General features: G+C 38.8%; 20 protein-coding genes and 2 tRNA genes. 19 read left to right on the plus strand and 3 right to left on the minus strand.

The window, feature by feature from the left end; all coding sequences use genetic code 11:
* The first annotated feature begins 252 nt into the window (after positions 1-252).
* The 16 genes from codY to HMPREF9184_RS03140 all read left to right on the plus strand — a co-directional run bounded on the left by codY (position 253) and on the right by HMPREF9184_RS03140 (position 16,767).
* Entirely contained in the window at positions 253-1,041 is a 789-nt protein-coding gene (gene codY, locus HMPREF9184_RS03065; RefSeq protein WP_009755163.1) for a GTP-sensing pleiotropic transcriptional regulator CodY, read from the plus strand.
* The gene (locus HMPREF9184_RS03070; RefSeq protein WP_001029640.1) at positions 1,041-1,616 is read left to right on the plus strand and encodes a cysteine hydrolase family protein; all 576 of its coding nucleotides are present in this window, start codon (positions 1,041-1,043) and stop codon (positions 1,614-1,616) included. The genes codY and HMPREF9184_RS03070 overlap by 1 nt, the downstream gene beginning before the upstream one ends.
* Before the next feature lie 80 nt (positions 1,617-1,696).
* Positions 1,697-1,782: transfer RNA gene (locus tag HMPREF9184_RS03075), tRNA-Leu, on the plus strand.
* Positions 1,783-2,051: 269 nt separating this feature from the next.
* Positions 2,052-3,329 (plus strand): ABC transporter permease, encoded by a 1,278-nt coding sequence (locus HMPREF9184_RS03080; RefSeq protein WP_001068278.1) that lies wholly within the window; start codon positions 2,052-2,054, stop codon positions 3,327-3,329.
* Between the two features lie 12 nt (positions 3,330-3,341).
* Positions 3,342-3,989: an ABC transporter ATP-binding subunit Vex2 gene (vex2, locus tag HMPREF9184_RS03085; RefSeq protein WP_000173740.1), complete on the plus strand. Its 648-nt coding sequence runs from the start codon at positions 3,342-3,344 to the stop codon at positions 3,987-3,989.
* Between the two features lie 50 nt (positions 3,990-4,039).
* Complete coding sequence (gene vex3 / locus HMPREF9184_RS03090; protein ID WP_000903000.1) at positions 4,040-5,419, plus strand: ABC transporter permease subunit Vex3; 1,380 nt, start codon at positions 4,040-4,042, stop codon at positions 5,417-5,419.
* A gap of 141 nt (positions 5,420-5,560) precedes the next feature.
* Positions 5,561-6,217 (plus strand): response regulator transcription factor VncR, encoded by a 657-nt coding sequence (gene vncR, locus HMPREF9184_RS03095; RefSeq protein ID WP_000697948.1) that lies wholly within the window; start codon positions 5,561-5,563, stop codon positions 6,215-6,217.
* A complete protein-coding gene (vncS, locus tag HMPREF9184_RS03100) occupies positions 6,214-7,542 on the plus strand; it encodes a sensor histidine kinase VncS (RefSeq protein ID WP_000831363.1) in 1,329 nt (442 codons plus the stop codon). The genes vncR and vncS overlap by 4 nt, the downstream gene beginning before the upstream one ends.
* A gap of 139 nt (positions 7,543-7,681) precedes the next feature.
* A complete protein-coding gene (locus HMPREF9184_RS03105) occupies positions 7,682-8,563 on the plus strand; it encodes a class II fructose-bisphosphate aldolase (RefSeq protein WP_001018985.1) in 882 nt (293 codons plus the stop codon).
* Positions 8,564-9,282: 719 nt separating this feature from the next.
* Complete coding sequence (locus tag HMPREF9184_RS03110; RefSeq protein WP_000526849.1) at positions 9,283-11,415, plus strand: HsdM family class I SAM-dependent methyltransferase; 2,133 nt, start codon at positions 9,283-9,285, stop codon at positions 11,413-11,415.
* A gap of 1 nt (position 11,416) precedes the next feature.
* Positions 11,417-12,934, plus strand: coding sequence for a hypothetical protein (locus HMPREF9184_RS03115; RefSeq protein ID WP_001172305.1), 1,518 nt, complete (start codon positions 11,417-11,419; stop codon positions 12,932-12,934).
* Between the two features lie 555 nt (positions 12,935-13,489).
* Complete coding sequence (locus HMPREF9184_RS03120) at positions 13,490-14,482, plus strand: ABC transporter ATP-binding protein (protein ID WP_009755165.1); 993 nt, start codon at positions 13,490-13,492, stop codon at positions 14,480-14,482.
* A gap of 1 nt (position 14,483) precedes the next feature.
* Positions 14,484-15,302 (plus strand): ABC transporter permease, encoded by an 819-nt coding sequence (locus tag HMPREF9184_RS03125; protein ID WP_000240150.1) that lies wholly within the window; start codon positions 14,484-14,486, stop codon positions 15,300-15,302.
* A gap of 1 nt (position 15,303) precedes the next feature.
* The gene (locus HMPREF9184_RS03130; protein ID WP_000760740.1) at positions 15,304-16,089 is read left to right on the plus strand and encodes an ABC transporter permease; all 786 of its coding nucleotides are present in this window, start codon (positions 15,304-15,306) and stop codon (positions 16,087-16,089) included.
* Positions 16,090-16,189: 100 nt separating this feature from the next.
* Positions 16,190-16,262 (plus strand) — tRNA-Thr (locus HMPREF9184_RS03135).
* 187 nt (positions 16,263-16,449) lie between these two features.
* Complete coding sequence (locus tag HMPREF9184_RS03140; protein ID WP_000734666.1) at positions 16,450-16,767, plus strand: hypothetical protein; 318 nt, start codon at positions 16,450-16,452, stop codon at positions 16,765-16,767.
* Between the two features lie 31 nt (positions 16,768-16,798).
* Here HMPREF9184_RS03140 and HMPREF9184_RS03145 read toward each other — a convergent pair whose 3' ends face one another.
* Both HMPREF9184_RS03145 and HMPREF9184_RS03150 read right to left on the minus strand, forming a co-directional pair.
* A complete protein-coding gene (locus HMPREF9184_RS03145) occupies positions 16,799-18,598 on the minus strand; it encodes an N-acetylmuramoyl-L-alanine amidase (protein WP_000713516.1) in 1,800 nt (599 codons plus the stop codon).
* Between the two features lie 57 nt (positions 18,599-18,655).
* On the minus strand, positions 18,656-19,564 hold the full coding sequence (locus tag HMPREF9184_RS03150) for a LysR family transcriptional regulator (protein WP_001222595.1): 909 nt from the start codon (positions 19,562-19,564) through the stop codon (positions 18,656-18,658).
* A gap of 41 nt (positions 19,565-19,605) precedes the next feature.
* On the opposite strand from HMPREF9184_RS03150, the gene HMPREF9184_RS03155 reads away from it, so the two are divergent.
* The 3 genes from HMPREF9184_RS03155 (at position 19,606) to HMPREF9184_RS03165 (ending at position 20,575) form a co-directional block, all read left to right on the plus strand.
* Entirely contained in the window at positions 19,606-19,899 is a 294-nt protein-coding gene (locus HMPREF9184_RS03155; RefSeq protein ID WP_000678348.1) for a YqgQ family protein, read from the plus strand.
* Entirely contained in the window at positions 19,896-20,276 is a 381-nt protein-coding gene (locus HMPREF9184_RS03160; RefSeq protein ID WP_000158119.1) for a rhodanese-like domain-containing protein, read from the plus strand. The genes HMPREF9184_RS03155 and HMPREF9184_RS03160 overlap by 4 nt, the downstream gene beginning before the upstream one ends.
* A 71-nt stretch (positions 20,277-20,347) precedes the next feature.
* Positions 20,348-20,575, plus strand: coding sequence for a hypothetical protein (locus tag HMPREF9184_RS03165; protein ID WP_001156610.1), 228 nt, complete (start codon positions 20,348-20,350; stop codon positions 20,573-20,575).
* A gap of 41 nt (positions 20,576-20,616) precedes the next feature.
* On the opposite strand, the gene HMPREF9184_RS03170 is transcribed toward HMPREF9184_RS03165, so the two are convergent.
* Positions 20,617-21,342 (minus strand): pseudouridine synthase, encoded by a 726-nt coding sequence (locus HMPREF9184_RS03170; protein WP_001235078.1) that lies wholly within the window; start codon positions 21,340-21,342, stop codon positions 20,617-20,619.
* Between the last annotated feature and the right edge of the window lie 51 nt (positions 21,343-21,393).

The following is a 21,393-nucleotide window of genomic DNA, read 5'->3' on the forward strand; positions in this document are numbered from 1 at the left end:
TTATATATAAGGAGACCAAGGGGAAAAGAAGATGGATAATAGTAAAGGAAAGGTGAGATGGGAAGGGATCCTTAATTCATCTTCTTATAATATTATAATACCAAAAATAAAATAGGATGTCAATAAAAAATCGCTTTTTTTCTAAAATATTTTTGCTTTTAAAAATTGCAATTCAATAAGCAATTTTCAGATAATTATTGAAATTCCAGGTTCTTTATGTTATAATGATAGCGATTAAATGCGAGGTAAAAAATGGCACATTTATTAGAAAAGACAAGAAAAATTACATCAATTTTAAAACGCTCAGAAGAGCAAATGCAGGATGAACTTCCGTACAATGCCATTACACGTCAACTAGCAGACATTATTGATTGTAATGCCTGTATTGTCAATAGCAAGGGACGACTTTTGGGCTATTTTATGCGCTATAAAACCAATACAGATCGCGTAGAGCAGTTTTTCCAAACCAAGACGTTCCCAGATGACTATGTACAAGGGGCAAACATGATCTACGATACGGAAGCCAATCTTCCTATTGAACATGATTTGACCATTTTTCCTGTAGAGAGCCGTGCGGATTTTCCAGATGGTTTGACAACCATTGCTCCCATTCATGTATCAGGGATTCGCCTAGGTTCCTTGATCATTTGGCGTAATGATAAGAAATTTGAAGATGAGGATTTGATTCTTGTTGAGATTGCAAGCACTGTTGTGGGGATTCAACTCTTGAACTTCCAACGTGAAGAAGATGAGAAAAATATTCGCCGCCGTACTGCTGTTACCATGGCGGTCAATACCCTCTCCTATTCAGAACTTCGTGCCGTATCAGCTATTTTAGCTGAGTTGGATGGAAATGAAGGACAATTGACTGCATCTGTCATTGCAGATCGTATCGGTATCACGCGCTCAGTAATCGTCAATGCTCTCCGTAAGCTGGAGTCGGCAGGAATTATTGAAAGCCGTTCACTAGGAATGAAGGGAACCTATCTCAAAGTTCTAATTGGTGATATCTTTGAGGAAGTGAAAAAGAGGGACTACTAATGGCAAAGGCTTTAATCTCGATTGACTATACAGAGGATTTCGTAGCAGACCACGGAAAGCTAACTGCTGGAGCACCTGCTCAAGCTATTTCTGAGGCGATTGCTCAGGTGACCAGACTGGCTTTTGATCGTGGAGACTATGTTTTCTTCACCATTGATGCTCATGAGGAAGGAGATGATTTTCATCCTGAGAGTAAACTTTTTCCACCTCACAATATCATTGGGACTAGTGGCCGGAACCTCTATGGTCCCCTAGCTGACTTTTATGCTGAGTATGGGGCGGATAGTCGTGTCTTTTGGATGGACAAGCGTCACTATTCAGCATTTTCAGGAACGGACCTCGATATTCGCTTGCGAGAACGTCGGGTTGATACCGTTATTTTAACTGGTGTTTTGACGGATATTTGCGTCCTGCATACGGCTATTGATGCTTATAATCTAGGTTATCAAATCGAGATTGTCAAGCCTGCGGTTGCCTCTATCTGGCCAGAAAATCATCAGTTTGCTCTTGGACATTTTAAGAACACTCTGGGAGCCAAATTATTGGATGAAAATCTGTCTGAAATTAAAGAATGATTCCCTTGGAAAAATGAAAAAAATCTGAAAAAAGTGTTGACAAAGATTTTGAAAGTTGATATACTAGTAAGGTAATCGACGCGGGGATGGCGGAATTGGCAGACGCGCAGGACTAAGGATCCTGTGACCGCTTTAGGTCGTGAGGGTTCAAGTCCCTCTCTCCGCATAGGGTAAGAGTTAGCTTTGGCTAGCTCTTTTTTGTTTTTCTAAAGAAAACTAGAGGAGGCATTTTGGATATCGGAAGGTAGTGGCATCAAGAACTATCATTTATGGAATGGAGTTGATTTTTGATTGGCAAAACGTGTTCTAATATGAGGAAAGTTAGCGCTTGCTAGCTTTCTTCATTTTTTCAAAACATAAATCAAAAAATTTTTCGATTTCATAAACATTTCATATTTGGATTTTATAATAGTCTTACAAATATGGAGGTGACAAATGAATCCAATCCAAAGAGCTTGGGCTTATGTCAGCAGAAAACGACTGAGAAGTTTTATTTTATTTCTGATTTTATTGGTCCTATTGGCCGGAATTTCAGCCTGTTTGACTCTGATGAAGTCCAACAAAACAGTAGAAACGAATCTTTACAAATCTCTCAATACCTCTTTTTCTATCAAAAAGATAGAGAACGGTCAGACATTTAAGTTATCGGACCTAGCATCCGTTAGTAAGATTCAGGGACTGGAGAATGTCTCTCCTGAACTCGAGACGGTCGCAAAACTAAAAGACAAGGAAGCGGTCAGTGGTGAGCAGAGCGTGGAACGTGATGATATGTCAGCTGCGGACAAGAATTTAGTTAACTTAACGGCTCTGGAGGATTCATCCAAGGATGTCACCTTTACCAGTTCGGCTTTCAACTTAAAAGAAGGGCGACACCTTCAAAAAGGGGATGCTAAGAAAATCCTGATCCACGAAGAGTTGGCTAAGAAGAACGGTCTTTCGCTTCATGACAAGATTCGCTTAGATGCTGGACAGTCAGAATCTGGCAAAGGACAGACAGTAGAGTTTGAAATTGTCGGCATCTTTTCTGGTAAAAAACAAGAGAAGTTCACAGGCTTGTCTTCTGACTTCAGTGAAAACCAAGTCTTTACAGACTATGAAAGTAGCCAAACCCTTTTGGGAAATAGTGAATCTCAAGTCAGTGCAGCGCGCTTCTATGTAGAAAATCCTAAGGAAATGGACAGACTCATGAAGCAGGTGGAAAACTTGGCCTTGGAAAGTCAAGGCTACCAAGTTGAGAAGGAAAACAAGGCCTTTGAACAGATCAAAGACTCAGTTGCCACCTTCCAAACCTTCCTAACCATCTTCCTTTATGGGATGTTGATATCTGGAGCCGGAGCCTTAATTTTGGTCTTGTCTCTATGGTTGAGAGAAAGGGTCTACGAAGTGGGGATTCTTCTGGCACTTGGAAAAGGCAAGAGTTCGATCTTCCTACAGTTCTGTTTAGAGGTAGTTTTGATATCTCTTGGAGCTTTGCTTCCATCCTTTATCGCTGGAAAGGCCATTACATCCTATCTACTCCAAACTGTACTAGCCAGTGGAGATCAGGCAAGCTTACAGGACACGCTGGCCAAAGCAAGCAGTCTATCAACCAGCATCTTATCTTTTGCAGAATCCTATGTCTTTCTGCTATTGATTAGTTGCTTGTCAGTAGCCCTTTGTTTCCTATTCCTATTTAGAAAATCACCTAAGGAAATTTTATCATCTATTAGTTAAGAAGGAGAAATCATGACTTTATTACAATTGCAAGATGTTACCTACCGTTATAAGAACACTGCTGAAGCAGTTTTATATCAGATCAAGTATAATTTTGAACCCGGAAAATTTTATAGTATCATTGGTGAGTCAGGAGCAGGAAAATCCACTCTCTTGTCCCTGCTTGCGGGTCTAGATAGTCCTGTCGAAGGTTCTATCCTTTTCCAAGGAGAGGACATTCGTAACAAGGGATATTCTTACCATCGCATGCACCATATTTCTCTGGTCTTTCAAAATTATAATTTGATTGATTACCTTTCTCCACTGGAAAATATCCGCTTGGTCAACAAAAAGGCGACTAAGGATACCCTTCTTGAGCTTGGTTTGGATGAAAGTCAGATCAAGCGGAATGTTCTCCAGTTATCAGGTGGTCAACAGCAACGTGTTGCTATTGCTCGCAGTTTGGTTTCAGAAGCTCCAGTCATTCTAGCTGATGAGCCAACAGGAAATCTGGACCCTAAAACTGCCGGAGATATTATCGAGCTACTCAAATCACTTGCCGAGAAAACAGGTAAATGTGTGATTGTCGTCACCCACAGTAAAGAAGTGGCACAAGCGTCAGATATTACACTTGAGTTGAAGGACAAGAAACTGACTGAAACTCGCAACACTACAAAATAAGATGAGCTTGTTTTGATAGAATTATGAAATCAAATCTAGAAAGGGAACCTATGTTACACAACGCATTTGCCTATGTTACAAGGAAGTTTTTCAAATCGATTGTTATCTTCCTGATTATTCTCCTCATGGCGAGCTTGAGTTTGGTCGGCTTGTCGATCAAGGGAGCTACTGCCAAGGCTTCTCAGGAGACCTTTAAAAATATCACCAATAGCTTCTCCATGCAAATCAATCGTCGCGTCAACCAAGGAACGCCACGTGGTTCAGGGAATATCAAGGGTGAGGATATCAAAAAAATCACCGAAAATAAGGCCATCGAGTCTTATGTTAAACGCATCAACGCCATCGGAGATTTGACTGGATACGACCTCATCGAAACGCCAGAAACCAAGAAAAATCTCACTGCAGACCGTGCCAAACGGTTTGGCAGCAGTTTGATGATTACAGGTGTCAATGACTCCTCAAAAGAAGATAAGTTTGTCTCTGGCTCATATAAGCTGGTTGAAGGTGAGCACCTAACCAACGACGATAAGGACAAGATCCTCTTGCACAAGGACTTGGCAGCTAAACACGGCTGGAAAGTTGGAGATAAGGTCAAATTGGACTCTAATGTCTATGATGCAGACAACGAAAAAGGAGCCAAGGAAACAGTCGAAGTGACAATCAAGGGGCTCTTTGATGGTCACAATAAGTCAGCAGTAACTTACTCACAAGAGCTTTACGAAAACACAGCTATTACAGACATTCACACTGCTGCAAAACTTTATGGATACACAGAAGACACAGCCATTTATGGGGACGCAACCTTCTTTGTAACAGCAGACAAGAACTTGGATGATGTCATGAAAGAGTTGAACGGTATCAGCGGTATCAACTGGAAGAGCTACACACTCGTTAAGAGCTCCTCTAACTACCCAGCTCTTGAGCAATCCATCTCTGGTATGTACAAGATGGCCAACCTTCTCTTCTGGGGTAGCTTGAGCTTCTCAGTTCTTCTCCTTGCCCTCTTGCTCAGCCTTTGGATCAACGCCCGTCGCAAGGAAGTGGGAATTCTCCTCTCTATCGGTCTCAAGCAGGCAAGTATCTTGGGTCAATTTATTACAGAGTCCATCTTGATTGCCATCCCTGCTCTCGTTTCTGCTTACTTCCTAGCCAACTATACAGCTCGTGCAATCGGAAATACTGTTCTTGCCAATGTCACTTCAGGTGTTGCCAAGCAAGCCAGCAAGGCAGCTCAAGCCTCTAACCTTGGTGGTGGTGCAGAAGTAGATGGCTTTAGCAAGACCTTGTCGAGCCTAGACATTTCTATTCAGACATCAGACTTTATCATCGTCTTTGTTCTTGCTTTAGTTCTAGTCGTTCTCGTTATGGCGCTTGCTTCAAGCAATCTTCTTAGAAAACAACCAAAAGAGCTCTTGCTCGATAGCGAATAAAAAACTTGCTACCTATTCTCCCCTAAATGGGGTATAATATAGGTAGCATTTTTATCTATTTCATCTTGATAAGGCTTCTTCCTATCAGGAAGAAACTGAGATGAATTACAAGAAATTTAAAGGAATGTGAAAGATTTTTCTATGAAAATTTTAATAGTCGAAGATGAAGAGATGATCCGTGAGGGGATCAGTGACTATTTGACGGATTGCGGCTATGAAACCATTCAGGCTGCGGACGGTGAGGAAGCCTTGGAACAATTTTCCAGCTATGAAGTAGCACTAGTTTTACTGGATATCCAGATGCCCAAGCTTAATGGCCTAGAAGTCCTAGCTGAGATTCGTAAAACCAGTCAGGTTCCTGTCTTGATGTTGACTGCCTTTCAGGATGAAGAATACAAGATGAGTGCCTTTGCCTCTCTGGCAGATGGCTATCTGGAAAAACCCTTTTCCCTCTCCCTCTTAAAAGTGAGGGTAGATGCAATTTTCAAGCGCTACTACGATACGGGACGAATCTTCTCCTATAAGGATACCAAGGTTGACTTTGAGAGCTACAGTGCAAGCCTAGCAGGTCAAGAAGTGGCTATTAATGCTAAAGAGTTGGAAATTCTGGACTATCTGGTAAAAAATGAAGGACGGGCCTTGACCCGGTCTCAGATAATCGATGCTGTCTGGAAGGTGACAGATGAGGTTCCCTTTGACCGTGTCATAGATGTTTATATCAAGGAACTGCGGAAAAAGCTAGACTTGGACTGTATCCTCACTGTGCGCAATGTTGGTTATAAATTGGAGCGAAAATGAAACGAACAGGTTTATTCACAAAGATATTTATCTATACCTTCTCGATTTTTAGTGTTCTGGTTATTTGCCTTCATCTAGCTATTTATTTTCTTTTTCCGTCAACTTATCTGAGTCATCGTCAGGAAACCATTGGTCAGAAAGCGACAGCCATTGCCCAGTCCCTAGAGGGAAAGGATAAGCAGAGTATTGAGCAAGTGTTAGACTTGTATTCCCAGACTAGTGATATCAAGGGAGCCGTCAAGGGAGATATGACCGAGGACAAGTTAGAAGTCAAGGACAACCTTCCTCTGGACACAGACCGCCAGACCACCTCTCTCTTTATCGAGGAGCGTGAGGTGACAACCCAAGATGGTAGCACCATGACTCTGCAATTTCTAGCTTCGATGGATTTGCAAAAGGAAGCAGAGCAAATCAGCCTCCAATTTCTTCCCTATACCTTGCTGGCATCGTTTCTGATTTCCCTCTTGGTAGCCTACATCTACGCTCGGACTATTGTTGCCCCGATTTTGGAAATCAAGCGGGTGACCCGTCGGATGATGGATTTGGATGCCCAAGTGCGATTGCGTGTAGATTCTAAGGATGAAATTGGTGATCTCAAGGAACAAATCAATAGCCTTTACCAGCACCTTTTGACAGTTATTGCGGACTTGCATGACAAGAATGAAGCCATTCTCCAGCTGGAAAAGATGAAGGTTGAGTTCCTACGAGGAGCTTCTCATGAATTGAAAACACCTCTGGCTAGTCTCAAAATCCTAATCGAAAATATGAAAGAAAATATTGGTCGTTACAAGGATAGAGACCATTATCTTGGAGTAGCCTTGGGGATTGTGGACGACCTCAGTCACCACGTTCTCCAGATACTTTCTCTTTCTTCCGTTCAGGAATTGCGAGAGGAGAAGGAGACCATTGACCTAGTCCAGATGACGCAAACTCTGGTTAAGGATTATACTTTACTAGCCAAGGAAAGAAAAGTTCAGATAGACATTAGCCTGATCCATCAGCAGGCTTATATAAATCCATCTGTGATGAAGTTGATCCTATCGAATCTCATCAGTAATGCTATCAAGCACTCCACTCCAGGTGGCCTGGTCCGCATTGGAGAAAGAGAAGGAGAACTCTTTATAGAGAATAGCTGTAGTCCTGAAGAACAAGAAAAACTGGCCCAGTCTTTTTCTGGCAATGCTAGTCGCAAGGCCAAGGGTTCAGGAATGGGACTCTTTGTGGTCAAGAGTCTTTTAGAACATGAGAAATTACCTTATCATTTTGAGATGCAAGATGATCGTTTGACCTTCTTCATGTCTTATCCTAAAGTCGTGCAAGACTAGGGGAAAGAAAAGGTTTACATTGCTTTAATTGTAAGAAATTCAATCTAAAGTATGGGAAAAACTAGCTTTTTTTGTCAAAAAGTGATAAAATGAACAATGTAAATGGGATGTCCCAAAAAATATATAGGAGGCCTGACAAATGGCAATCGTTTCAGCAGAAAAATTTGTCCAAGCAGCTCGTGACCATGGTTATGCAGTTGGTGGATTTAACACAAACAACCTTGAGTGGACTCAAGCTATTTTGCGCGCAGCAGAAGCTAAAAAAGCTCCAGTTTTGATCCAAACTTCAATGGGTGCTGCTAAATACATGGGTGGTTACAAAGTTGCTCGCAACTTAATCGCTAACCTTGTTGAGTCAATGGGTATCACTGTACCAGTAGCTATCCACCTTGACCACGGTCACTACGAAGATGCACTTGAGTGTATCGAAGTTGGTTACACTTCAATCATGTTTGACGGTTCACACCTTCCAGTTGAAGAAAACCTTAAATTGGCTAAAGACGTTGTTGAAAAAGCACACGCTAAAGGTATCTCAGTAGAAGCTGAAGTTGGTACTATCGGTGGTGAAGAAGACGGTATCATTGGTAAAGGTGAATTGGCTCCAATCGAAGACGCTAAAGCAATGGTTGCAACTGGTATTGACTTCTTGGCAGCTGGTATCGGTAACATCCACGGTCCTTACCCAGCAAACTGGGAAGGTCTTGACCTTGACCACTTGAAGAAATTGACAGAAGCTCTTCCAGGCTTCCCAATCGTATTGCACGGTGGTTCAGGTATTCCTGATGACCAAATCCAAGCAGCTATCAAACTTGGTGTTGCGAAAGTTAACGTTAACACTGAATGCCAAATCGCATTCGCTAACGCAACTCGTAAATTTGCTCGTGACTACGAAGCAAACGAAGCAGAATACGACAAGAAGAAACTTTTCGACCCACGTAAATTCTTGGCTGACGGTGTAAAAGCTATCCAAGCATCAGTTGAAGAACGTATCGACGTATTCGGTTCAGAAGGTAAAGCGTAATAAGCTTGTAAAAGCTTGATATAACAGGGTTTATCCGATTTGGATAACCCTTTTTTCTTTGTTTTGTCACAAATTTGCCACACTTATTTTGTTAACGAATCTAATACGGGAAGGATTAGATCTTTTGTTTTTTGCGTAACGTGCAAATAGATATCGGTGCTACGACTTCCTCGTGTATATCCAACACAATCTTGAATTGCTCCGAGTGGGATTCCTTGCTCAGCTGAAAAGCTGATATGTGTGTGACGAAAAATGTGAGTTGAAATATGCTTATTGAAACTTATTTTATTATCAATATCAATTCCTACTCGTCTTGGTTTACCGTTTTTATTTAACTTTCCATTTTCAGATGAGTTTAAGAAATTATTTAGAACACTATAATTCAGAGGCTTCTTGTTGTAGTCTGGTTTATGAATGCTTTTCAAGAGTGAGTCAGTATCAAGAAGGATTGCGAGAAGTAAACTAATTGGAGGTCATTCTACTGGCGGACTGGAAGGTTTAAAATGATTGATTTGTTCTTATTTGCCCAATCAGTCAGTCCGATTCAGACTAAATAAGGAGAATGCAAAAGATGGACGGAACCATTATTTTCTCTTAACTCTTAATAAGTAGAAAAATAGATTCCACAGGAAATTTGTTTAGTTATTTAGAAGTTAATTCGGAAAATAATGTATAATAGTATTAAATTAAAATGTTGTGAGGACAAAAAATGAGTTTATTTGGGAAATATAAAGAAGAATTTGATAAAAAATATGGAGTTTCAGAAACTTTTGTCATTCTTACCAGAACATTTAAAATATAATAAAGTTGTTGAATTGAGAAAAAAAGATAGAAGTAGAAATGAACAGTATTATAAGTGGCAGTTTTTGTATTCCATTGTTAATTCAGGAATGTATGCAAAAGACTTTATCGGAACTGAAGTTCAGTTTCCAAAAGGAAACAAAGACTCCGCACCTATCAAATTAGACGCAGCGATTTTTGATGATATTGAATGGTTTAATCACTATCAGAAATATTGGCAGAATAACGATTTGGATAGTCTAGAATGGCTTAAAGAGCATTTATTAGTTGCTTTAGAATTTAAAAAAGAGGATGCTAAAAATGTTGCGGAAGTTTGGGATAAACAACTTAAATCTTACATGAATGAAAGCAGAAAAGATCTTTGTTTTGGTGTTCTCTATGATACAGAAAGACTGTTTCTATTCAAGAAGCAAGAAAAATCATTTGTAAGATATAGTGATGAATATAATGTAAAAGGCTTAGCAAGTAAAACTTCAGAATTATCTTTACTTGTGCCTGATCCATATATCAACCTTCCTGATTTCAAGACTTTGATATCAAAAGGTCACAGTAAAAAAATAGATATAACTAGACAGAAAATCGAAGATTTAGAAGTAATCTCGGGTATCCAATCAATTCAAATAAATAATTCGATGAGTAGTATTTTAAAAATGATGGATAAAGTGGGGTTGGTAAATCAGAAAGGATTTGAAATATTAATACAAATCCTAACTCTAAAAATATTTGATGAAAAGGCAAATGAGAAGAATTCGAAAGAATTCTTGGACTTTTATATAACCACTAGTGAGGCAGATTATAAGTTTTTATCTGATTCTGGTATTCAAAACTTTATTAAAAGAATTTCTTCTTTGAAAGAAAAAGCAGAAGGACAATACTATAGAATCCTTAAAGACAACGCTATAGATTTTAAGGAAGAGTCCCACATAAAAATTTTAATAGAAATTGTACGTCAATTTCAAAATTATACATTTATTAAATCTCATAAAACAGATTTATACCAATTAGTTTTCTATCAGTTTGCTGCTCCGTTTGCAAAGCAACAGAATGCACAATTTGTGACACCTTTACCACTCATTGATTTTTTAGTAAAAATAGTGAATCCTAGAAAAGATGAGTCAGTTATTGATCCGACTGTAGGTATTGCAGACTTTCTATCAGTATCTTATGTAAATTCTAATAGCAAACTTGATGACAATAATATATTTGGAATGGATATTGATGAACAAATGGTAATGTTAGCAACATTAAACATGTTGTTAAATGGAGATGGCAATGCTAAGATTGTAGCAAAATCTGGGAATGGCTCTCTATTATCAAAGTTTGACGTTTCGGGAAATATTATAGATTTAATTCCTTCAATGAATAAGAGTGGAAATTGGGATGATCGACCAGATAATACAAAATTAAAGAAGTTTGATGTTGTCCTGACTAATCCTCCATTTGGTGATAATAGAGCCTTTAAACCAACTGATAAAAAAGAAGTTGAAATGTTGGAATGTTATGAAATGTGGAATTTATATAGTACAGACAATAAAGGAAAGAAAAAAGCAACTTCCAAAATTGATTTAGGGGTTCTATTTTTAGAAAATGCCTATAGAATATTGGCTGAACAAGGTAGGATGGGAATTGTACTCTCAAATTCGATTGCAAGTATAGATACACATAGGCTGGCTAGAGAGTGGCTGATGAAAAAGATGAGAATTGTAGCAATCTTTGATTTGCCTGCAAATGTATTTGCTGAAACAGGGGTAAATACAACGATTATTGTAGCTTATAAGCCTTCAGAAGATAGATTAGAACAACTAAAGAAACAAGATTATCAGGTGTTCTTTAAACCGATAAAGAAAGTAGGGTACGAAGTTGTTACATCTAACAGGGTAAAGAGGTTTTCTCGTTCTTTTAAAATTAATCCCAAAACATTTAAGGTGGAAATTGATAATGAAGGTAATGCAATTGTAGATGAGGATTTCACATCAACAATTTCAGAATTTAAAGAATGGTGTTTGAGCCAAGAAAAGGATTTACAAGATATTTTCGTAAAGGAAAAGTAAAATGCAGAAAAGATATACGATTACTCCTGAGTTTATAAAATTCTCTGATATCAATAAAGACGACTTTATCCTTTCGTCATCACTATACGAAAAAGTTAATTTTAAAAATACAAATGGTATTTTTCTTAAGGAGTTATTATCATGTTCTTTAAGTAATGAATTTAAAGGTAGTGATGTTGGATCAGACAACTATGTAGATCAATCTCCATACACTTTTTTAAGAACGAAAGCTCTTCAAGATTTTAACTATTTACCAGATTTTAACAAAGAGTCTCTATTAAGGATTAAACCGTCGAGTTTTAAAGAAATGAATTTAAAAAAGGGAGATTTAATTTTATCAAAAGATAGTAATATAGGTGAGATTACTATTTTAGATGATGATTACCCCAAAATGATGATATCAAGTGCTATGTATAAACTTCCTATTGAGAAAGATAAATACTATATTTTTGCATTTATTAAACATTCCGCTTTTAGAGAACAGTTAGATTTACTTGTTCCCAAAGGTGCCACTATTAGGCATGCTAAAACCTTGTTTTTAGAATGTTCCATTATATTTCCAAAGAAAAATAGAGAAAAAATCATTGATTATATAGAAACGCTTGTTAAGTCTGTTATTAAAAAAGAAAAGCTTATAAAAATAAAACATGAGAAGATTTTGCATAGTATAGAGAATGAAATTGCTAGCAATCAAAAGGACGAAGTATTTACCTTCAGCCAACCAACTATTAGTGAATTAAAAAAGAAAAATAGGTTAGACACTAATTTATATGGACCTTATTTTAAGGAAATAAACTTTAAAATTAAAAATTATAAATATGGCTACTCAACTCTTAAAGAATTAGGGTATGAGTTATCAAGAGGACAAAATTTACAAATATCGAATATAGGAAGAAGTATCTACTCAAAGAGATATAGATCGAATTTTTATGAATTGATGTTACCTAAGTTTTTATCAAAATATGGGACAGTAAATAAAGTGGAATATCTGGGAAATTCAAATAAGCTAAAAATACTTAAAAAGGGGGAGTTGATTTTTGGTGCAGAAGGGTTTGAAAAGGGAAGGTCAATAGTAATAATCGATGAAAAAGAAAAGGTAATTACAAATATCCATGGTATTACTATCAGAAAGAAGAGAGAACAAAACCTAAAACAAGCGATATTTATAAAATGTTTTCTCGATTTTCTAAGAAGTAAAGGAGTAATTGATTTATTTGCTGTAGGTGGTAATGGAGGTAGTTTAGCTCAAAAATATTGGGATGAGATCTATTTCCCAAATCTTAGCGAAATAGTACAGGATACAGTAAGTAACTTGTACCATAATCCTGAAGCTCATTATAACAAAGAATTTGATATGGCTACATTTTACCAAATAGATGAAGAATTTAATTCTAAAGCTGGTATTTATGAGCTAGATAAATCAATGAAGTTGATAAAGAATAAAATAGATGAGGTTATTGACGCAATTGTTCAAGATAATGATCCTCAATTAACATTTGATTTTTTGAAAACAATTTAATTACGAAGAGATATAAGATTTATTCTATCGTATCAGCAACTGTCTCATTTATTCAATTTTAATCAGACTCATTCAATGATTTGAAATAAAAGTGATATAGAACCTTTGCATGTTGATATAACCAATTTTAAAATCATTTGAAATGAAACCGTTTCAAACTAAGTTTTACAAAGAGATAGAGTTTAAACTGAATATAGTACGAAAAATAAAATAAATTTTAAATCAGAATGTAGATAACCTTATTAACAATTAAAAATGGACTTTTTCTTTAATTTGATTTAAATGTCTATGTTCCTTTAGAGGTAAAAGTGGTAGTATAGTAAGGAGATGAAATTTTATTTTTCTTATACTCTTCGAAAATCAAATTCCAATCACGTCAGCTTCTCCTTGCCTTATATATGTTACTGACTTCGTCAGTTCAATCTACAACCTCAAAGCTGTGCTTTGAGCAACCTGTGGCTAGTTTACTAATTTGCACTTTGATTTTCATTGAGTATTAGTTTGGATAGGAAAAATAGCTTGAAATATTAATCGAAGAAAAGGATGGCATGAGATATGGCAATGATAGAAGTGGAACATCTTCAGAAAAATTTTGTGAAGACGGTTAAGGAACCTGGTTTGAAGGGAGCTTTGCGCTCCTTTATTCATCCTGAAAAGCAGACCTTTGAAGCGGTCAAGGATTTGACCTTTGAAGTTCCAAAAGGGCAGATTTTAGGCTTTATCGGGGCAAATGGTGCTGGGAAGTCGACAACCATCAAAATGTTGACCGGGATCTTAAAGCCGACATCGGGTTATTGTCGGATCAATGGCAAGATTCCTCAGGATAATCGCCAAGATTATGTCAAGGATATTGGAGTAGTTTTTGGACAACGCACCCAGCTATGGTGGGATTTGGCTCTACAAGAAACCTACACGGTCTTAAAAGAGATTTACGATGTGCCAGACTCGCTTTTCCATAAGCGCATGGATTTTTTGAATGAAGTCTTGGATTTGAAGGAATTTATCAAGGATCCGGTGCGAACTCTTTCGTTGGGTCAACGAATGCGGGCGGACATTGCAGCTTCCTTGCTTCACAATCCCAAGGTTCTCTTTTTAGATGAGCCGACCATTGGGTTGGACGTTTCGGTCAAGGACAATATTCGCCGGGCTATCACTCAGATCAATCAGGAGGAAGAAACAACCATTCTCTTGACCACTCACGACCTGAGTGATATTGAGCAACTTTGTGATCGAATTTTTATGATTGACAAGGGGCAGGAGATTTTTGATGGAACGGTGAGCCAGCTCAAGGACACTTTTGGCAAGATGAAGACTCTCTCCTTTGAACTGCTACCAGGTCAAAGTCATCTCATCTCTCACTATGAAGGCTTACCTGACATGACCATTGATAGACAAGGAAACATCCTCAATATTGAATTCGATAGTTCCCGCTACCAGTCGGCTGATATTATCAAGCAAACCCTGTCTGATTTTGAAATCCGCGATTTGAAGATGGTGGATACGGATATTGAGGATATTATCCGTCGCTTCTATCGAAAGGAGCTCTAAGATGGTCAAATTGTGGAGACGTTATAAACCCTTTATCAATGCAGGGATTCAGGAGTTGATTACCTATCGAGTCAACTTTATTCTCTATCGGATTGGTGATGTTATGGGGGCTTTTGTCGCTTTTTATCTCTGGAAAGCAGTCTTTGATTCCTCGCAAGAGTCTTTGATTCAGGGCTTTAGTATGGCAGATATCACCCTCTACATCATCATGAGTTTTGTGACCAATCTTTTGACCAGGTCTGATAGTTCTTTTATGATTGGGGAGGAGGTCAAGGATGGCTCTATCATCATGCGCTTGTTGAGACCGGTGCATTTTGCGGCTTCTTACCTTTTCACAGAACTTGGTTCCAAGTGGTTGATTTTTATCTCTGTTGGACTGCCATTTTTAAGTGTCATTGTTTTGATGAAAATCTTATCTGGGCAAGGGGTTATAGAAGTACTGGGATTAACCATCCTTTATCTCTTTAGCTTAACCCTAGCCTACCTGATCAACTTTTTCTTTAATATCTGCTTTGGATTTTCAGCCTTTGTATTTAAAAATCTTTGGGGTTCCAATCTACTCAAGACTTCCATAGTGGCCTTTATGTCTGGAAGTTTGATTCCCTTGGCTTTCTTTCCTAAAATCGTTTCAGACATTCTGTCCTTCTTGCCTTTTTCATCCTTGATTTATACTCCAGTTATGATTATTGTTGGAAAATACGATGCCAGTCAGATTCTTCAAGCTATCTTGCTACAGTTCTTCTGGCTCATAGTGATGGTGGGCTTGTCTCAGTTGATTTGGAAACGAGTCCAGTCCTTCATCACCATTCAAGGAGGTTAGTATGAAAAAATATCAACGCATGCATCTGATTTTTATCAGACAATACATCAAGCAAATCATGGAATACAAGGTTGATTTTGTGGTTGGTGTCTTGGGAGTCTTTCTGACTCAAGGCTTGAACCTCTTGTTTCTTAATGTCATCTTTCAACATATTCCATCCTTAGAAGGGTGGACTTTTCAAGAAATTGCTTTTATCTATGGCTTTTCCTTAATTCCCAAGGGATTGGACCATCTCTTTTTTGACAATCTCTGGGCACTGGGGCAACGCTTGGTGCGAAAGGGAGAATTTGATAAGTATCTGACTCGTCCTATCAATCCTCTCTTTCACATCCTAGTCGAGACCTTTCAGATTGATGCCCTGGGCGAACTTTTGGTCGGTGGCATCCTACTGGGAACAACAGTGACTAGCATAGCTTGGACTCTTCCCAAATTCCTGCTTTTCCTAGTCTGTATTCCTTTTGCGACCTTGATCTATACTTCCTTGAAAATTGCGACAGCTAGTATCGCTTTTTGGACCAAGCAGTCGGGAGCCATGATTTACATTTTCTATATGTTTAATGACTTTGCTAAGTACCCGATTTCCATTTACAATTCGCTTCTTCGTTGGTTGATTAGCTTTATTGTTCCCTTTGCTTTTACAGCCTATTATCCTGCCAGCTATTTCTTGCAGGACAAGGATGGCCTCTTTAACATTGGTGGTTTGATTCTGATTTCTCTTGTCTTCTTTATGATTTCTTTGAAACTATGGGGCAGAGGCTTGGATGCCTACGAAAGTGCGGGTTCGTAAGAGGAAGAAACTCAAAGCCTTGTCTCAGGACAGGCTTTTTCTAATGGTGATGAAAATTTCTTGACATCTATTTTCAGAGTGCTATACTATAAGGGTAATCGCCGATTTAGCTCAGTTGGTAGAGCAACGCACTCGTAACGCGTAGGTCACAGGTTCGATCCCTGCAATCGGCAGAATGAAGAAGCTCGTTAGGGCTTCTTTTCTTTTGTTAGGAATGTTCAACCACTTAGACTGAGATACAGACCAGATAGGCAAAAGGGCTTGTTCTTGAAAAAATCCTCTGCTATAATGATTTTCGTAAGGGACGTGAGCGTCAATGTCAGACAACTCAAGTTCCTAAAAAAGAAAATGGAGACAAAAATGAAAAAATTATTGGGACTTGTATTCTTAGTAGCAGCAGCGACAGTATTGTATTTTGGCTATGTTGGATGGCCAAGTTTGGATGTCAACCTCTGGTCACTCATTCCAGTGGGATTGTTCCTCTATTTCACTCTAGAAAACTTTTTGAAAAAAGACTACAAGGCTAGTCTGATGTGCTTGATTATTGCCTTTATCATTGCAAATGCTATTTTGGATCTTTTACCAATCTCAAGTGGTTTGGTAATTGGTGCTGGTGTGCTAGCTTGTGTAGGACTCGGCTACCTCTTTCCTGATAAAGATAAAAAAGAAGACAAATAGAAAAGTCTCGAGATTTCTCGAGACTTTATTGTTATTTACCAGCGTAATATTTTTGGATACCTTTTACAATGCCTGCCACCAGTTTATCTTGGTAGTGGCTATCTCTGATTTGTTGGCTTTCGGTGAAATTATCCATATATCCAAGTTCCAGTAGGACGGCTGGTTTAGCTGTTTCACGTAGTACGGCAAAGCTGCTTTCCAATAAGCCAGCATCCTTGGCCCCTGTTTCTGCTAGAAGAGAGGAGTGGATAGCAGCAGCAAGGCGTTTGCTTTCACTCATACGATCAGGGTGATTGTGCCAGTATTGATTTATCTTACTTGGATAATCGGGTTCATCACTATAGGAGTAGGTTTGAATACCGCTTGCTTTTGAGTATGAGCTACCAGTAGCATTGAAGTGAATACTGATAAAGATGTCAGAGTTGGTTTTATTAACCATACGAGAACGTTCGGTAACAAAGTCAACGTCAATATCACTATCACGAGAGGTGAGGACCTTGTAGCCTAGTTCTTCTAACTTAGCACGAAGTTTACGGTAAATCTGTATGTTGAGATCTTTTTCAGCGACATTGTAATAAAAGGCACCGGAATCCCGACCGCCATGTCCAGGATCTAGGAAGATAGTTTTACTGTATTGGCCTTTTACAAATCCACCTTCTGTTGAGACTTCAGAAATCCATTGGCCGTATTTTTGGAACAAATGTTCCTTTCCATCTATCTTGTAGGTTCCTGAAACATAATGTCCGCTATCGTCCAAATAGTAACGAGCCTTGTAATAGTCGTCGTAAATCCACTCATTCTTAGCCATATAACCACCAGACTTGAGATAGTAGGCTCCAGTCCATTCACGAGCTGCGTAGGTCCCATTCGCTTTTAGATAGAACCAACTGTTGTAGGCCTTATCAAAGATCCACTCTTTTTCAGCCATGGCTCCACTAGATTTGAGGTAGTAGCTTCCTTTCCATTTATTGGAAAGCATGACTCCATTTTGTTCAAAAGCATACCAAGTTCCCTTGATTTTCTCCCATTTGTCTTGGCTATATTTCCCATATTCATTAGCGTAATACCAATTTTGATCAATCTTCACCCAGGAGTTTTCCGCCATAGCCCCGCTACTGCCGAGCAGGTAAGGACCAACGGTCGTTTTGCTGAGCATCACGCCGTTTTTGTCAAAATAATACCATGAACCGTTGACTTTTTCCCATTTGTCTTGCACGATTCTACCAGATGGTGTGACATAATACCAATTTTGGTCAACCTTCACCCAGCCACTATCCGCCATGGCTCCACTTTTAGTGAGAAGGTAGCCATCAACGATTGTCTGACTGAGCATGATACCATCTTTGTCAAAGTAGTACCAAACTCCTCCGATTTTTTCCCATTTTTGCTGGATGATTTTTCCAGACTCATTGGCGTAGTACCATTTCCCTTCAAGATACACCCAACTATTTTCTACCATAATCCCGTCTTTATTGAGAACATAGCCATCAAAGATAGTATCACTGAGTCGATTTCCCTCTTGGTCAAAATAGTACCACTTATCTTGAATTTTTTTCCATTTGAGGACAGGCTGATTGTTTTCGTAGAAACGCCACTGCTTATTTTCTTCCTGCCATCTTTCTTTTTTAGAGGCTTCTTCTTTTGACTTGTCTTTTGGAAGTGTTGCAACCTCCTCCTCAGTTTTAGTTGAAAGATCTTTCTTATCTTTCTTAGAGTTGCTTTGTTCGGTGGTAGCAGGAGGATTAGCATTGCTTTCCTCGGCGTAGATAGGTGCTTGGACAAATCCTGCCATTGAAAGGACAACAGTACTTGCCAATATGAACTTTTTCAACGATATTCTCCAATCATTATTTTCTAAGAAATATTATAAAATATGTCTGATGGTTTATCAACTATCAAACTGAACTTCTTCTAGTAAGTATTCGATAAAGCGTTCGCCCATCTTGGATAGGCTGGTTTTTTCATGTTGGATATAGACTAGTTCAATGGGATCGTCTATGTCCAGTGGAATGGAAACGATATTGTCTCCATTGAGGTTGCTATTCAAAATCCCTGTCGCAATGGTATAACCATCCAAACCAATCAAGAGATTAAAGAGGGTAGCACGGTCGCTGACTACGATAGATTTTTTGTGGTATTCCTGCGAGAGAATCTCTTCGGAGAAGTAGAAGGAGTTGTGAGTCCCTTGGTCATAACTCAGATAAGGGAAGTCTTCCAAATCAGCCAGTTTGACCTTGTCTTTTTTGGCCAGAGGGTTGGTCTTGCTAACAAAGATATGGGGTTGAGCGGTAAAGAGGTGGTGGGCTAAGAGGTGATTGTCATCTAGCATTTTCGTTAAAACATCGCGGTTGTAGCTGTTTAAAAAGAGGACACCGACCTCGCTACGGAAGTTCTTGACATCATCAATAATCTCCCAAGTCCGAGTTTCACGAAGGAAGAGCTCGTATTTCTCCATATCACTTTTCTTAAGTAGCGATACAAAGGCATTGACCACAAAAGCATAGTGTTGAGACGACACGCTAAAGAGTTCGCGGTGGGTGACAGGATTTTTATAGCGTTCCTCCAAAAGCTGAGTTTGCTCGACAACTTGACGAGCGTAGGAGAGAAACTCCATCCCATCACGGGTCAAGGTAATGCCCTTGGGATTGCGGATAAAGATTTCAATGCCCATTTCATTTTCCAAGTCTCGAACGGCATTAGAAAGACTGGGTTGGGTGATAAAGAGTTGCTTGGCTGCCTCATTCATAGAGCCAGTTTCGACGATTTTGATAATATAGTGTAGTTGTTGAATTCTCATGTTTTTATTGTACCACACTTGCGGAAGAATGAGCAAAGAAGATGAAGGGAAGAGAGGAAAGCTCCAAACTGGTATTGAAAAAATGTCTAGAATCTGCTAAAATGAAAGCTATGAAAACATTCTATGATGTGCAGCAATTTCTCAAACAGTTTGGCATTGTTGTCTATGTGGGGAAGCGCTTGTATGATATTGAACTGATGAAGCTCGAACTCTCTCGGATATATGATGCAGGTCTGATGGATAAGCTAGACTATCTAGAGGCGGAAGCTGTTCTTCGTAGAGAGCACAAGATAGAATTAGACTACATAGAGAAAAATGGAGATAAGAACTTATGACAATTTGGATTGTTTGGGGAATTGTATTGGCGATGGCGGCATGGATGGGGTATAACTACCTTCGTATTCGTCGTGCGGCTAAGATTGTAGACAATGCAGAATTTGAAGCCCTGATTCGGAAGGGACAGTTGATCGATGTCCGTGATGCAGCAGAATTTCACAGAAAACATATCCTTGGTGCGCGCAATATTCCTTCAAGTCAATTGAAGTCAAGCCTAGCTGCCCTTCGTAAGGATAAACCTGTCCTTCTCTACGAGAACCAACGTGGACAACGAGTGACCAATGCAGCACTTTATCTGAAAAAGCAAGGTTTCTCTGAGATTTATATCCTTTCTTATGGCTTGGATTCTTGGAATGGTAAGGTCAAGACTAGCTAAGATTAAGGAAAAAGTTGATAGAGTCGGTCTCATATACTAAATCAATAAACATTTTAAGGAGTTTTTAGAAAATGCAAGAAAAGAATAAAACCTCACGTAATATAGGTATCCTATCAATCGTAGCTAGTCTTTGGCTTCCATTACTAAGCATTGTTTTAGGAATTCTTGCTATAATAGAAGCTAACACACGTCAAAAAGAATCTGGACTTGATTATAAAGCAGAAAGAATTATAGCTATTGTAGGTATTGTTCTTTCTGCTCTTAACTGGATTATTGGAATTATCTTACATATGAGTTAAAGAAGATTAAAAAAAGCTTTAAACATAAAGCTTTTTTTGTTTTATCCACTTTTCTCTAAGTATTTTTTAATCATCTCTAATTCTTCTGGATTCAAGGGACGGAATTGACCTTCTGCCAGTTCTGGGTCTAAAGTGAAATCACCGAACTGAACTCGTTTGAGAGAGGTCACCTTTACACCAACTGAGAGGAACATTTTTTTGACTTGATGAAATTTCCCTTCAGAGATGGTGATGGAAGCATGGCTCTCTGTTGGGCTTGCAGATAGAATTTCTAGTTTGGCTGGTTTGCAGAGTGTTCCATCTAAAAAGACGATTCCATCTTTGAACTTTTGGATATGGTCTGGTGTGAGCAGTCCATTAACCTTGACTTGGTAAGTTTTATCCACATGATATTGAGGATGAAGGAGTTGAAAACCAAGAGGTCCATTGTCTGTCAAAAAGAGCAGTCCTGTCGTATCGCGGTCTAGCCTGCCTATCGCGTAGAGTTGGTCTGACTGGATATTTTTGGGGACTAGGTCCATGACGGTTGGAAGTTTCTTATCCTTGCCAGCTGTAACGACTCCGTTTGGCTTATGAAGCATGAGGTAGTTGTGCTCATATCCTTGGATTTGCCGTCCTTGAAAAACTAATTTCTGTAATCCAGTGTCGACATTTTGGGCGAGGGAGCTGGCTGGACAATCGTCCACTAGGATTTCTTTTTTCAGAAGTGCTTGTTTCATAGCCTTGCGACTGACCTTTTCTTGGGCTAATAATCTATCTAAACGCATACCAGCTTATCTTATCATAAGTCTCTGACTTTGAAAAGGAATGACATTGCC

The sequence above is a fragment of the Streptococcus sp. oral taxon 058 str. F0407 genome (assembly GCF_000235485.1).
Classification (GTDB): Bacteria; Bacillota; Bacilli; order Lactobacillales; family Streptococcaceae; genus Streptococcus.

Bases quoted from the DNA above. Each gene is read 5' to 3' on its own strand.
- codY (WP_009755163.1), top strand. From the start codon at position 253: ATGGCACATTTATTAGAAAAGACAAGAAAAATTACATCAATTTTAAAA.
- HMPREF9184_RS03070 (WP_001029640.1), top strand. From the start codon at position 1,041: ATGGCAAAGGCTTTAATCTCGATTGACTATACAGAGGATTTCGTAGCA.
- HMPREF9184_RS03080 (WP_001068278.1), top strand. From the start codon at position 2,052: ATGAATCCAATCCAAAGAGCTTGGGCTTATGTCAGCAGAAAACGACTG.
- vex2 (WP_000173740.1), top strand. From the start codon at position 3,342: ATGACTTTATTACAATTGCAAGATGTTACCTACCGTTATAAGAACACT.
- vex3 (WP_000903000.1), top strand. From the start codon at position 4,040: ATGTTACACAACGCATTTGCCTATGTTACAAGGAAGTTTTTCAAATCG.
- vncR (WP_000697948.1), top strand. From the start codon at position 5,561: ATGAAAATTTTAATAGTCGAAGATGAAGAGATGATCCGTGAGGGGATC.
- vncS (WP_000831363.1), top strand. From the start codon at position 6,214: ATGAAACGAACAGGTTTATTCACAAAGATATTTATCTATACCTTCTCG.
- HMPREF9184_RS03105 (WP_001018985.1), top strand. From the start codon at position 7,682: ATGGCAATCGTTTCAGCAGAAAAATTTGTCCAAGCAGCTCGTGACCAT.
- HMPREF9184_RS03115 (WP_001172305.1), top strand. From the start codon at position 11,417: ATGCAGAAAAGATATACGATTACTCCTGAGTTTATAAAATTCTCTGAT.
- HMPREF9184_RS03120 (WP_009755165.1), top strand. From the start codon at position 13,490: ATGGCAATGATAGAAGTGGAACATCTTCAGAAAAATTTTGTGAAGACG.
- HMPREF9184_RS03125 (WP_000240150.1), top strand. From the start codon at position 14,484: ATGGTCAAATTGTGGAGACGTTATAAACCCTTTATCAATGCAGGGATT.
- HMPREF9184_RS03130 (WP_000760740.1), top strand. From the start codon at position 15,304: ATGAAAAAATATCAACGCATGCATCTGATTTTTATCAGACAATACATC.
- HMPREF9184_RS03140 (WP_000734666.1), top strand. From the start codon at position 16,450: ATGAAAAAATTATTGGGACTTGTATTCTTAGTAGCAGCAGCGACAGTA.
- HMPREF9184_RS03150 (WP_001222595.1), bottom strand. From the start codon at position 19,564: ATGAGAATTCAACAACTACACTATATTATCAAAATCGTCGAAACTGGC.
- HMPREF9184_RS03155 (WP_000678348.1), top strand. From the start codon at position 19,606: ATGAAGGGAAGAGAGGAAAGCTCCAAACTGGTATTGAAAAAATGTCTA.
- HMPREF9184_RS03160 (WP_000158119.1), top strand. From the start codon at position 19,896: ATGACAATTTGGATTGTTTGGGGAATTGTATTGGCGATGGCGGCATGG.
- HMPREF9184_RS03165 (WP_001156610.1), top strand. From the start codon at position 20,348: ATGCAAGAAAAGAATAAAACCTCACGTAATATAGGTATCCTATCAATC.
- HMPREF9184_RS03170 (WP_001235078.1), bottom strand. From the start codon at position 21,342: ATGCGTTTAGATAGATTATTAGCCCAAGAAAAGGTCAGTCGCAAGGCT.